The 13,129-nt window shown below is 54.3% G+C and carries 12 protein-coding genes; 10 read left to right on the forward strand and 2 right to left on the reverse strand.

What is annotated here, in order from left to right; genetic code table 11:
• The first annotated feature begins 70 nt into the window (after positions 1-70).
• The 3 genes from fadI to sixA all read left to right on the forward strand — a co-directional run bounded on the left by fadI (position 71) and on the right by sixA (position 4,221).
• Positions 71-1,381, forward strand: coding sequence for an acetyl-CoA C-acyltransferase FadI (fadI, locus tag P2W74_RS07135; protein ID WP_276294473.1), 1,311 nt, complete (start codon positions 71-73; stop codon positions 1,379-1,381).
• A complete protein-coding gene (gene fadJ, locus P2W74_RS07140) occupies positions 1,381-3,522 on the forward strand; it encodes a fatty acid oxidation complex subunit alpha FadJ (RefSeq protein ID WP_276294474.1) in 2,142 nt (713 codons plus the stop codon). Before fadI ends, fadJ begins: the two co-directional genes overlap by 1 nt.
• Positions 3,523-3,735: 213 nt before the next feature.
• Positions 3,736-4,221 (forward strand): phosphohistidine phosphatase SixA, encoded by a 486-nt coding sequence (gene sixA, locus P2W74_RS07145; RefSeq protein ID WP_276294475.1) that lies wholly within the window; start codon positions 3,736-3,738, stop codon positions 4,219-4,221.
• Positions 4,222-4,309: 88 nt separating this feature from the next.
• Here the strand turns inward: sixA and smrB are convergent, their stop codons facing one another.
• Positions 4,310-4,861: an endonuclease SmrB gene (gene smrB, locus P2W74_RS07150; protein ID WP_276294476.1), complete on the reverse strand. Its 552-nt coding sequence runs from the start codon at positions 4,859-4,861 to the stop codon at positions 4,310-4,312.
• 165 nt (positions 4,862-5,026) lie between these two features.
• Between smrB and prmB the strand changes: the two genes are divergently transcribed.
• From prmB to P2W74_RS07180, 6 genes are read left to right on the forward strand one after another with little or no spacing between them, the layout of a single operon-like run.
• On the forward strand, positions 5,027-5,959 hold the full coding sequence (gene prmB, locus P2W74_RS07155; RefSeq protein ID WP_203360542.1) for a 50S ribosomal protein L3 N(5)-glutamine methyltransferase: 933 nt from the start codon (positions 5,027-5,029) through the stop codon (positions 5,957-5,959).
• Between the two features lie 39 nt (positions 5,960-5,998).
• A complete protein-coding gene (aroC, locus tag P2W74_RS07160) occupies positions 5,999-7,084 on the forward strand; it encodes a chorismate synthase (RefSeq protein ID WP_276294477.1) in 1,086 nt (361 codons plus the stop codon).
• A 3-nt stretch (positions 7,085-7,087) separates the two neighbouring features.
• Positions 7,088-7,912 (forward strand): penicillin-insensitive murein endopeptidase, encoded by an 825-nt coding sequence (mepA, locus tag P2W74_RS07165; protein ID WP_276294478.1) that lies wholly within the window; start codon positions 7,088-7,090, stop codon positions 7,910-7,912.
• A complete protein-coding gene (locus tag P2W74_RS07170; RefSeq protein WP_203360544.1) occupies positions 7,912-8,721 on the forward strand; it encodes a sulfite exporter TauE/SafE family protein in 810 nt (269 codons plus the stop codon). Before mepA ends, P2W74_RS07170 begins: the two co-directional genes overlap by 1 nt.
• Positions 8,721-9,269 (forward strand): elongation factor P hydroxylase, encoded by a 549-nt coding sequence (locus P2W74_RS07175; protein ID WP_276294479.1) that lies wholly within the window; start codon positions 8,721-8,723, stop codon positions 9,267-9,269. Before P2W74_RS07170 ends, P2W74_RS07175 begins: the two co-directional genes overlap by 1 nt.
• A gap of 32 nt (positions 9,270-9,301) precedes the next feature.
• Positions 9,302-9,580, forward strand: a complete 279-nt coding sequence (locus P2W74_RS07180; RefSeq protein ID WP_276294480.1) for a YfcL family protein — start codon at positions 9,302-9,304, stop codon at positions 9,578-9,580.
• 104 nt (positions 9,581-9,684) lie between these two features.
• Here P2W74_RS07180 and mnmC read toward each other — a convergent pair whose 3' ends face one another.
• The gene (gene mnmC, locus P2W74_RS07185) at positions 9,685-11,685 is read right to left on the reverse strand and encodes a bifunctional tRNA (5-methylaminomethyl-2-thiouridine)(34)-methyltransferase MnmC2/FAD-dependent 5-carboxymethylaminomethyl-2-thiouridine(34) oxidoreductase MnmC1 (RefSeq protein ID WP_276294481.1); all 2,001 of its coding nucleotides are present in this window, start codon (positions 11,683-11,685) and stop codon (positions 9,685-9,687) included.
• Between the two features lie 158 nt (positions 11,686-11,843).
• Here mnmC and fabB point away from each other — a divergent pair, with 158 nt between their 5' ends.
• On the forward strand, positions 11,844-13,061 hold the full coding sequence (fabB, locus tag P2W74_RS07190) for a beta-ketoacyl-ACP synthase I (protein ID WP_203360546.1): 1,218 nt from the start codon (positions 11,844-11,846) through the stop codon (positions 13,059-13,061).
• Positions 13,062-13,129: the final 68 nt, after the last annotated feature.

Here is a 13,129-nt window from a genome sequence, read left to right on the forward strand (position 1 = left end):
TAAATGTAAAAAATTGGTTAAGACTGTGATCAGGTCAGACCACTTAAAATATTTTTTACAGGGGAGTGCTATGAGTCAGGCTTTACCACTGGTCACCCGTCAGGGCGATCGTATTGCCATTGTCAGCGGTTTACGTACACCGTTTGCCCGGCAGGCTACTGCATTTCATGGCATTCCCGCCGTTGATTTGGGGAAAATGGTGGTAGGTGAACTGCTGGCGCGCAGTGAAATACCCTCCGACGCGATTGAACAACTGGTTTTTGGCCAGGTTGTACAAATGCCTGAAGCGCCAAACATCGCGCGCGAAATCGTGCTGGGTACCGGGATGAACGTTCATACGGACGCCTACAGCGTGAGCCGGGCCTGTGCGACCAGTTTTCAGGCGGTGGCGAATGTGGCCGAGAGCCTGATAACGGGCACTATTCGCGCCGGTATCGCCGGGGGGGCCGACTCTTCCTCCGTGTTGCCCATTGGTGTGAGCAAAAAGCTGGCGCGCGTGCTGGTGGACGTCAATAAAGCCAGAACGACCGGTCAGCGACTCAAACTCTTTTCCCGCCTGCGTTTACGCGACCTGATGCCGGTTCCTCCTGCCGTGGCGGAATATTCGACGGGGCTGCGGATGGGGGATACCGCCGAACAAATGGCGAAAACGTATGGTATTACCCGTGAACAGCAGGATGCGCTGGCGCATCGTTCTCACCAGCGTGCCGCTCAGGCCTGGGCCGAAGGTAAGTTAGCGGATGAAGTCATGACCACCTGGGCACCACCCTTTAACGATCCTTTCTCCGAAGACAATAATATTCGCGGTAACTCTACGCTGGCTGATTACGCCAAACTGCGTCCAGCGTTCGACAAAAAGCACGGTACTGTGACGGCGGCTAACAGCACACCGCTGACGGACGGTGCGGCTGCCGTTATTTTAATGACGGAATCTCGCGCTCGGGAACTGGGACTGGTCCCGCTGGGTTATCTGCGCAGCTACGCCTTTACCGCCATCGATGTGTGGCAGGACATGTTATTGGGTCCCGCATGGTCTACACCGCTGGCGCTGGAGCGTGCTGGATTAACAATGGCTGATTTGACGCTCATTGATATGCATGAAGCCTTTGCCGCGCAGACGTTGGCCAATATTCAACTGCTTGGCAGCGAACGTTTTGCCCGTGACGTTTTGGGGCGGGCGCATGCCACCGGTGAGGTGGATGACAGTAAATTCAACGTGTTGGGCGGGTCGATTGCCTATGGTCACCCGTTTGCCGCCACGGGCGCACGCATGATCACCCAGACATTACACGAGTTACGGCGCCGGGGCGGGGGCTTCGGTTTAGTCACTGCTTGCGCGGCGGGTGGTCTGGGTGCGGCAATGGTTCTGGAGGCGGAATAATGGAAATGACATCGGCTTTTACGCTTAACGTGCGTCTGGATAATGTCGCCGTCGTTTCCATGGACGTCCCCGGCGAAAAGATGAACACCTTAAAAGCGGCATTTGCGACGCAGGTTCGCGCCATTCTGAAACAAATCCGTGAAAACAAAGCATTGCGCGGCGTGGTGTTCATTTCCGCAAAGCCAGATAATTTTATTGCTGGCGCCGATATCAATATGATTGGCCATTGCCGCAGCGCTCAGGAGGCTGAAACCCTCGCACGTCAGGGCCAGCAGATAATGTCTGAGATTAACGCGTTGCCGATCCCGGTCATTGCCGCCATTCATGGTGCGTGTCTGGGCGGGGGGCTTGAGATGGCGCTGGCCTGCCACCACCGCATCTGTACCGATGATGCAAAAACAGTCCTGGGCCTGCCGGAAGTACAGCTTGGGCTGTTGCCGGGTTCGGGCGGCACACAGCGACTGCCGCGTCTGGTCGGGGTGAGTACAGCGCTGGATATGATCCTCACCGGTAAGCAACTGCGCGCCAAACAGGCGCTGAAGGCGGGGCTGGTGGATGAGGTTGTCCCCTATTCCATTTTGCTGGAAGCCGCTGTTGAGTTAGCCAAACAGGATCGGTCATCTCATCGTGAATTACCGGTTCGTGAACGCATTCTTGCAGGTCCGCTGGGGCGTGCACTGTTATTTCGTATGGTCAGGAAACAGACGGAGCAGAAAACTCAGGGTAACTATCCGGCCACCGACCGTATTCTGGAGGTGATCGAAACCGGGCTGGCGCAGGGGAGCAGCAGCGGTTATGACGCTGAAGCCCGTGCGTTTGGTGAACTGGCGATGACGTCGGAGTCAAAAGCCTTACGTAATATCTTCTTTGCCAGCACAGAGGTGAAAAAAGACCCAGGCAGCGACGTGCAACCCGGCTCACTCGAAAGCGTAGGGATCCTTGGCGGTGGATTAATGGGCGGCGGAATTGCTTATGTTACGGCCTGTAAAGGCGGCTTGCCAGTTCGCATCAAAGACATTAATACGAATGGAATCAACCACGCGCTGAAGTACACCTGGGATCAACTTGAAACGAAAGTGCGCCGCCGCCATATCAAGGCAGGCGAACGTGACAAACAGCTAGCGCTAATTTCGGGCTCTATCGATTATCGCGGTTTCTCTCATCGGGATCTGGTTATTGAGGCTGTGTTTGAAGATCTGTTGTTAAAACAACGGATGGTGGAGGAAGTTGAGCAGAATTGCGCCCCTCACACGATTTTTGCGTCTAACACCTCATCTTTACCGATTGGGGATATTGCAGCAAAGGCTCTCAGACCGGAGCAGGTGATCGGTATGCACTTCTTCAGTCCGGTAGAAAAAATGCCGCTGGTTGAGGTAATCCCGCATGCGACCACCTCTGCGCAGACAATTGCGACAACCGTTAAACTGGCGAAAAAACAGGGCAAAACGCCCATTGTGGTTAGCGATAAAGCGGGTTTCTACGTCAACCGTATTCTTGCTCCCTATATCAACGAGGCAATACGTCTGCTGACCGAAGGGGAACGTGTCGAACATATTGACGCCGCGTTAGTAAAGTTTGGTTTTCCAGTAGGCCCAATCCAACTTTTGGATGAGGTCGGAATCGACACAGGCACTAAAATTATACCTGTACTGGAGGCGGCTTACGGAGCACGGTTTAGCGCGCCTGCAAATGTTGTTGCTTCAATTTTGAATGATGATCGCAAAGGTAGAAAAAATGGCCGGGGTTTCTATCTTTATGGTGCAAAAGGGCGTAAAAGCAAAAAACGAGTCGACCCTGCAATTTATACGCTTATTGGCGTGCAAGGGCAGACAAGGCTTTCCGCGCAGCAGATTGCTGAACGTTGTGTAATGTTAATGCTCAATGAGGCGGCACGCTGTTTCGATGAGCAGGTTATCCGTAGCGCCCGGGATGGCGATATCGGCGCTGTTTTCGGTATTGGTTTTCCGCCATTTCTTGGCGGCCCGTTCCGTTATATGGACTCCCTGGGGGCGGGTGAAGTGGTTGCAACTCTGCAACGGCTGAGCGCGCAATATGGCGACCGGTTTACGCCGTGTGAGCCGCTATTGCAGATGGCGCAGCGTGGTGAACGCTTCTGGAGGAGCGGGGGAACGGACCTGTAAGTATAAGGTCAAAGGTAGGATGAATCCGCACCGAATGAATGTATCATGCTCAATTTGTAAACAGAGATTGACTATACTTACGCCATTACGGTAAAAAACAGCGTTTCATTCGGTGAACGGATAAGGCACAATGCCGGCCACCGCATTTTTACCACTGCCATTACGGTATTGAGTACGAATGTGGGTGATTCTGGTTAACAAAAGCGGTGCAATATGCAAGTTTTTATCATGCGTCACGGCGACGCGGCCCTCGATGCCGCCAGTGATTCGGTTCGTCCCTTAACCTCTTGTGGTTGTGACGAGTCTCGCCTAATGGCGAACTGGCTGAAAGGTCAAAAAGTGGATATCGAACGTGTTCTGGTGAGCCCGTTCCTGCGAGCCGAACAAACGCTGGATATCGTTGGGGAGTGTCTGAACCTGCCGAAGGGCGTAGATGTTTTGCCGGAGTTGACTCCCTGCGGCGATGTTGGTCTGGTCAGCGCCTATCTGCAGGCTCTGGCTAATGAAGGCGTCACCACTGCGCTGGTGATCTCTCACTTACCTTTAGTGGGATATCTCGTGTCTGAACTGTGTCCGGGTGAAACGCCGCCGATGTTTACCACGTCTGCAATTGCGAGCGTCACGCTTGATGAGACTGGTAAAGGTTGTTTCAACTGGCAGATGAGTCCATGTAATCTGAAAATGGCGAAAGCCATTTAACGGTAAAATGGCGGATAAGGCGAAGCCGCCATCTGGCAAACACAACGATCAAAAGAGCCGCTGCTGCGGCTCTTTCTGTTTTGGCGGTTCAGGGAAGCTCGGGTGGTAGCCACTCTTCTACTTCTATCAGCACCAGCAGCGCGGCATCGCCGCCATACTCCTTCGGCGCCTGATGAAAAGCCATCACATGCGGGTGTTGTGCCAGCCATAGCGGTGTCTGCTGTTTAAGGATGTGCTTGCCATGTCCGTGCATCACGCAGGCGCAAAACACATGTTCCCGGCGGCAGGCGGCAATCAATGCGCCCAACTCTTGTTTGGCCTGTTGTTGGGTCAAACCATGCAAGTCGAGAAACAGCTCCGGGGAGTAATCACCACGGCGCATCTTCTTCAGTTCAAAATGGCTGACGTCGGGACGAAGGTATTTTACCGGACCATCCGTATTCAACAGAGGCTGAAATTCGTCAGAGAAATAGTGACTGGCGTCTGCCTGCTCCGAAAGGAGTCGCTTAACCGGAACCTCGGTAATTTTTTTACGCTGCGGGCGGTGAACAATCGTGTCCTGCTTAATCTGACGGGTGCCGGTCATCAACTGCCGGAACAACGTCTGGTCCTCCTCGCTGAGCGGATTTTTCTTTTTCATTCGCGCGTCTCATCTTCTGTTTTGCGTTAGTTTACCCGACTCCGGGGATATCCGATCCGCCAAAACGCAATTTTCGTGTTCATGCTCTGCGTGAATGCTGATTTATCCCCGTCTTCGTGGCAAACTAGCCGCCGAATTTAATGCGAGCATGCCCTGGAGGAATACGTGGATAAAATTTTCGTCGATGAAGCAGTGAGTGAACTGCATACCATTCAGGACATGTTGCGCTGGGCGGTTAGCCGTTTTAGCGCGGCAAATGTATGGTACGGCCACGGTACGGATAATCCCTGGGATGAAGCAGTTCAACTGGTATTGCCGACGCTGTATTTACCGCTGGATATTCCTGAAGATATGCGTAGCGCGCGTCTGACGCCGAGTGAACGTCACCGCATTGTTGAACGCGTGATCCGTCGCGTTAATGAGCGCATTCCGGTGGCCTACCTGACGAACAAAGCCTGGTTCTGCGGTCACGAATTCTATGTGGATGAACGCGTGCTGGTACCGCGCTCACCGATTGGCGAACTGATCAACAATCATTTTGACGGGCTTATCCATAGTCAGCCGAAGCATATTCTGGATATGTGTACCGGCAGCGGCTGCATTGCGATTGCCTGCGCCTATGCCTTCCCGGAAGCGGAAGTCGATGCCGTCGATATTTCCACCGATGCGTTAGCGGTGACCGAACACAACATTGAAGAACATGGCTTGCTCAATCACGTGACGCCTATCCGTTCTGATGTGTTCCGTGACCTGCCGAAGGTTCAGTACGACCTGATCGTCACGAATCCGCCGTATGTCGATGCAGAAGATATGTCCGATCTGCCGAGTGAATATCGCCACGAACCTGAACTGGGTCTGGCATCGGGATCCGATGGGTTAAAGCTCACCCGCCGTATCCTGGGCAATGCGCCGGATTACTTGTCTGATGACGGTATTCTGATTTGTGAAGTCGGAAACAGCATGGTACATCTGATAGAACAATACCCGGATGTGCCGTTTACCTGGCTGGAATTCGACAATGGCGGCGACGGCGTCTTCATGCTGACGAAAGCGCAGCTGATTGCGGCTCGTGAACATTTCAGCATCTACAAAGACTAATCAAACGCGCAAACACACAACAACGATAACGGAGCCGTGATGGCAGGAAATACACTTGGACAACTCTTTCGCGTAACCACTTTTGGCGAATCGCACGGGCTGGCGCTCGGGTGTATCGTCGATGGCGTTCCGCCTGGCATCCCGCTGACAGAGGCTGATTTGCAGCACGATCTCGACAGACGTCGTCCGGGCACCTCACGTTACACGACTCAGCGTCGTGAGCCGGATCAGGTGAAAATTCTGTCGGGTGTGTTTGAAGGCGTCACCACTGGCACCAGCATCGGTTTACTGATTGAAAACACCGATCAACGTTCGCAGGACTATAGCGCCATTAAAGACGTTTTTCGTCCAGGCCATGCCGACTATACCTATGAGCAGAAGTACGGTTTGCGTGATTACCGTGGCGGCGGACGCTCATCTGCCCGTGAAACGGCAATGCGCGTTGCGGCAGGAGCGATTGCCAAAAAATATCTGGCCGAAAAATTCGGTATCGTTATTCAGGGCTGTCTGACCCAGATGGGCGATATTCCACTGGCGATCAAAGACTGGTCGCAGGTAGAGCTTAATCCGTTCTTTTGTCCCGATCCGGACAAAATTGACGCGTTAGACGAACTGATGCGCGCGCTGAAAAAAGAGGGCGATTCCATTGGGGCAAAAGTGACGGTGGTGGCGAACGGCGTACCGCCGGGTCTTGGTGAGCCGGTGTTTGACCGCCTGGACGCCGACATCGCCCACGCGCTGATGAGCATCAATGCGGTCAAAGGTGTGGAAATCGGCGACGGTTTTGACGTGGTCTCGCTGCGTGGCAGCCAGAACCGCGACGAAATCACCAAAGCGGGTTTCCAGAGCAACCATGCTGGCGGCATTCTGGGGGGGATCAGCAGTGGGCAACAAATTGTGGCTCACATGGCGTTGAAACCGACCTCCAGCATTACCGTGCCGGGGCGGACGATCAATCGTTTTGGCGAAGAAGTTGAGATGGTAACCAAAGGGCGTCACGATCCTTGTGTTGGGATCCGCGCCGTACCGATTGCCGAAGCGATGCTGGCGATCGTGTTGATGGATCACCTGCTGCGTCAGCGGGCGCAAAATGCGGATGTAAAGACTGATATACCACGCTGGTAACAGATGAAAAAAACGGTACTTGCACTGCTGGCCCTGTTGGTCAGTAGTGCCAGCCTGGCGGCGACGCCCTGGCAAAAAATAACCCATCCCGTCTCGGGAAGCGCGCAATCTATTGGCGGATTTTCGAATGGTTGTATCGTGGGCGCCGACACGCTTCCCGTACAGTCTGAATCCTACCAGGTGATGCGCACCGATCAGCGCCGCTATTTCGGCCATCCTGATCTGGTGATGTTTATCCAGCGTCTGAGTACGCAGGTGAACCAACTGGGGTTGGGGACGGTGCTGATTGGCGATATGGGGATGCCTGCTGGCGGTCGTTTCAACGGCGGACATGCCAGCCATCAGACCGGCCTGGACGTCGATATTTTCCTCCAGTTGCCGAAAACGCGCTGGACGCAGACTCAGCTGTTGCGACCTCAGGCGCTGGACCTGGTCGCTGCTGATGGTAAACACGTCGTGCCGTCGTTGTGGAAACCCGAAATTTCCCATCTGATTAAACTGGCGGCGGAAGATAACGACGTCACGCGAATTTTTGTCAATCCTGCGATTAAACAACAACTTTGTCTGGATGCCGGGACCGATCGCGACTGGTTGCGTAAGGTTCGCCCGTGGTTCCAGCATCGTGCGCATATGCATGTAAGACTACGCTGCCCAGCCGACAGCCTTGAGTGTGAAGATCAACCGTTGCCGCCACCGGGTGATGGATGCGGTGCGGAGCTGCAGAGCTGGTTCGAGCCGCCGAAACCTGGAACAACCAAGCCTGAGAAGAAGACACCGCCACCGTTGCCGCCTTCCTGCCAGGCGCTACTGGATGAGCATGTACTCTAATGGACAATTTTTTAGACCTGTTTATGGTGTCTCCGCTGTTGTTGGTGGTTCTGTTTTTTATCGCGGTGCTGGCAGGCTTTATTGATTCAATCGCCGGAGGCGGGGGGCTGCTGACTATTCCCGCTCTGATGGCGGCGGGAATGTCGCCTGCGAACGCACTGGCAACCAACAAACTGCAGGCCTGTGGCGGCTCCATCTCGGCCACCATCTATTTTATTCGCCGCAAAGTGATCAATCTGGCGGAGCAAAAACTCAACATTGCGATGACTTTCATTGGCTCAATGAGCGGCGCGCTGTTGGTTCAGCATGTGCAATCTGATGTGCTGCGTCAGATCTTGCCCGTTTTGGTTATTTGTATCGGTCTTTACTTTTTGTTGATGCCGAAGCTGGGAGAGGAAGACAGACAACGTCGTCTTTACGGTCTGCCTTTTGCGCTGATCGCCGGAGGATGCGTCGGCTTCTACGATGGTTTTTTTGGACCCGCGGCAGGATCGTTTTACGCACTGGCTTTTGTCACCCTGTGCGGATATAACCTCGCCAAATCAACGGCCCACGCCAAATTACTTAACGCCACCTCAAACGTGGGCGGTCTGTTGTTGTTTATCATCGGCGGAAAAGTGATCTGGGCGACCGGCTTTGTGATGCTGATTGGCCAGTTCCTCGGCGCGCGTATGGGCTCCCGACTGGTATTGAGCAAAGGGCAAACCTTAATTCGGCCCATGATCGTTATCGTTTCGGCGGTGATGAGCACCAAACTACTTTATGATAGCCATGGACAGGAGATCCTCCACTGGTTGGGGATGAGCTAATGAACAGTACACATCACTACGAACAGTTAATCGATATTTTTAATGGCTGTTTTGCCGATGGATTTAATACCCGTCTGATTAAAGGCGATGACGAACCGATCTATCTTCCTGCTGATGCTGAGATCCCGTATCACCGTATCGTCTTTGCCCACGGCTTTTACGCCAGCGCCTTGCATGAAATTTCGCACTGGTGCATCGCGGGTAAAGCGCGTCGGGAGCTGGTCGATTTTGGCTACTGGTACTGCCCGGACGGCCGGGATGCGCAGACTCAGTGCCAGTTTGAGGATGTGGAAGTGAAACCCCAGGCGTTTGACTGGTTATTTTGCGTGGCGGCGGGTTATCCGTTCAACGTCAGCTGCGATAATCTGGAAGGCGACTTTGAACCGGATCGCGTGGTGTTTCAGCGTCGGGTACATGCTCAGGTGATGGAATATCTGGAAAAAGGTATCCCTGAGCGTCCAGCGCAATTCATTAAAGCGCTACAGAATTATTATCACACGCCTGATCTTAAGGTGGAACAGTTCCCGTGGCCAGAAGCGCTCAACTGAAGCCAGCGCCACGTTTACAATGAGGAAAGAAGATGATCGCGGAGTTTGAATCACGCATTCTGGCATTAATCGACGACATGGTAGAGCATGCAAGTGATGATGAGCTTTTTGCCAGTGGGTATTTGCGTGGCCACCTGACGCTAGCCGTTGCTGACCTGGAAGGGGGGGATGACCATTCCGCCGAAGCGGTATCTGCCAATGTCACCCTGAGTCTGGAAAAGGCGATTGGCGCAGGTGAGCTCTCGCCGCGCGACCAGGCATTAGTGAAGGAGATGTGGGACGCTCTGTTCCAGAAGGTCACGGCAAAATAGTGGCGGAATGTGCCGGATAGCGACGCCTGGCGTCTTATTCGGCCAATGAGCCCACATCCCGTAGGCCGGATAAGGTGTCTGCACCGCTATCCGGCATTGCTCCGTTACTGTACCGCTTTCCCCTTCAACAACTTCCGTACCCATAAACGATTCGGGTTTAATGCCGCCAGCGTGTTCGCATCCATCGGGATAGGTTCCTCACTCATTTGCGCGGCGAGGATCTCCGCACACAGTGGGGCAGAACACAGCCCACGCGATCCCAGCGCGCCCAGCATAAACAGATCCGCGTAGACCGGCGCACTTTCCGCGTTCGCTTTGTGTTCAGCCAGGTTTGCATATTGGGTGAGCGTCGCGTCATAGTCCGGCACATTGCCCACCATGGGCAGGTGGTCGCGGGTGGCGCAACGCACGCCGCAACGCGCCTCTTTTCCGCTCACATCGACCTCTTTTGCCCACCCGGCATGCGGAAAACAGTCAATCAGGCGCTGCCGATTCTGTTGCTGATCATCCTCGCGATAGCGTGTCTCTTCACTGCCACGGTGATAGCTGGCGCCGATACAGTGCTGCTGATTGGCCGGATTTTGCGGGGTGAGATAGCCGTCATAGCACAACACCTGCCGTAGGGCGGACAGCGCAGAAGTGGTGGGGATATGGCTCACCTGACCCCCAACGGAGTAAACCGGCAACGGCTGAGTTTGCTCAAAACGATTAATCTGATGACCGTTTGCCAGGACGACAACCTGATGTTCAGCTTGTGTTCCGTCTGCGAACGTCAACTGCCAACCTGCTTCCTGCGCTGAAAGGGTGGTCAGGGAATGCTGATAACGGGTACGTAATCCCTGTTTTTCGGCCTGGGCCAGTACCGCTGCGGTCAACTCCGCCGGACACAGCCAGCCGCCGTGCGGCCAGGTGATCCCCCCGCAGTTTACCGACAGACCAATGGTTTGCTCGATCTGCGTCGCATCAACGGCCTGTGCGAATTCGCCGGGCAGTAACTGCGACAGCATTTGTTCGATTTTCTGCTCACTCTTTTTATCCCAGCCTAATTGCGTGACGCCGCACCAGTCGTGCGCAAACTCCACGGGCAGGGCGTCATACAGGCGTCGGGCAAAGGTGAACGCGGCAGGAAAGAAGCGATTTATGGCCGCGTCGTGTTTGCTGAGCAACGGATAAAGCGCGCCCTGACGATTACCGGAAGCGCCCTGCGCGGGTTGCTTATCGGCGCAATACAGTGTGACCTGCCAGCCACGGCGTAGCAGCGCCAGCGACAATAATGCGCTGGCGACACCGCCGCCGATAATTGCCGCTTCACGTTTTTCGGTTCCACGGCGGAGAAACCAGGGAGACGCGGAAGGGGGTGCCAGGGTTTGTTCCATCACACCGCAAAGCATTTCGCGTTTGCGCCCAAACCCTTTGCATTTTTGCATGGTAAAACCGGCATCCTGTAAACCCCGACGCACAAAACCTGCGGAGGTAAAAGTCGCCAGCGTACCGCCAGGACGCGCCAGTCGCGCCATAGCGTTAAACAGATTCTGCGTCCACATATCCGGATTTTTTGCCGGCGCGAAACCGTCGAGGAACCAGGCGTCTACTTTCTGGTTCAGTGTCTCATCCAGTTGCCCGGTCAGCTCATTGATATCGCCAAACCATAAATCCAGCGTCACACGACCCTCGTCCAGAAACAGACGATGGCATCCGGCCAGCGGCAGAGGCCACTGAGCTTGCAACTGTTCAGCCCAGGGCGCCAGTTCAGGCCAATGCTGATGCGCCTGAACCAAATCCTGGTGGCTCAGGGGATACTTTTCGAAGCTGATAAAATGAAGTCGTTCTAACGTGGCCTGCGGGTGTGAAGCACGAAAGGCAGTGAATGCCTGCCAGAGCGTCAGGAAATTGAGACCGGTACCAAAGCCGCTTTCTGCCACAACAAATAATTGCCGTGAATGAGTGGGGAAGCGTTCCGCAAGATGATTTCCACCGAGAAAAACATAACGTGTTTCCTCCAGTCCATTATCATTAGAGAAATAGACATCATCAAAATCTCGGGAAACAGGTGTACCCTCAGCATTAAATTCAAGGTTGGCAGGTTGTATTGCGTATTGTTTCACGTAAGTTACTCGTCTCACAGGCAGTGTCACGATCTTAGCGATGTGTGCCTGGCGGCGCAAATTTCCGCATAAATTGGCTGATCGGACTTGTTCGGCGTACAAGTGTACGCTATTGTGCCATTCGAAACTTAATATAGTGCGACTTACAGAGGTATTGAATGAAACGTGCAGTGATTACTGGCTTGGGCATCGTTTCCAGCATCGGTAATAACCAGCAGGAAGTCCTGGCATCTCTGCGTGAAGGACGTTCAGGGATCACTTTCTCTCAGGAGTTCAAAGATTCAGGAATGCGCAGCCACGTGTGGGGTAACGTCAAACTGGACACCACCGGTCTGATTGACCGTAAAGTGGTCCGTTTCATGAACGATGCCTCTATCTATTCCTATCTCTCCATGCAGCAGGCGATTGAAGACGCCGGTCTGAAAGATGAGGTTTATCAGAACAATCCGCGCGTGGGCCTGATTGCCGGTTCTGGCGGTTCGTCTAAATCTCAGGTTTTTGGTGCCGATGCGATGCGTAGCCCGCGTGGTCTGAAAGCGGTGGGTCCGTATGTGGTCACTAAAGCGATGGCCTCTGCGGTATCCGCGTGCCTCGCGACACCGTTTAAAATCCACGGTGTGAACTACTCCATCAGCTCCGCCTGTGCGACTTCCGCACACTGTATCGGTAACGCGGTAGAACAGATTCAGCTGGGCAAGCAAGACATCGTCTTTGCGGGCGGCGGCGAAGAGCTGTGCTGGGAAATGGCGTGTGAATTCGACGCAATGGGCGCGCTGTCTACCAAATATAACGACTCTCCAGACAAAGCGTCCCGTACTTATGACGCAAACCGTGACGGTTTCATTATCGCAGGCGGCGGCGGTATGGTTGTTGTCGAAGAACTCGAGCACGCACTGGCGCGTGGCGCGCACATCTATGCGGAAATCGTTGGCTACGGCGCAACGTCCGATGGCGCTGACATGGTTGCTCCGTCTGGCGAAGGCGCAGTGCGCTGCATGCAGATGGCGATGCACGGTGTTGACACGCCAATCGACTACCTGAACACCCACGGGACTTCCACGCCGGTTGGCGATGTGAAAGAACTGGGCGCTATCCGCGAAGTGTTCGGCGATAACTCCCCGGCTATGTCCGCAACCAAAGCGATGACTGGTCACTCTCTGGGTGCTGCTGGCGTACAGGAAGCCATCTACTCTCTGCTGATGCTGGAGCACGGCTTTATCGCACCAAGCATCAATATTGAAGAACTGGACGAGCAGGCTGCGGGTCTGAACATCGTGACGGAAGCGACCGATCGCGAACTGACCACCGTGATGTCCAACAGCTTCGGTTTCGGCGGCACTAACGCCACGCTGGTTATGCGTAAACTGAAAGCGTAAGCATCCGTGATGCAAGAAGAGGGGAGCCAAATGGCTCCCTTTTTTATGCGTTGACAATAACCGGCCCC

Origin of the sequence: Citrobacter enshiensis (assembly GCF_029338175.1) — a bacterium.
Lineage (GTDB): Bacteria > Pseudomonadota > Gammaproteobacteria > Enterobacterales > Enterobacteriaceae > Citrobacter_D > Citrobacter_D enshiensis.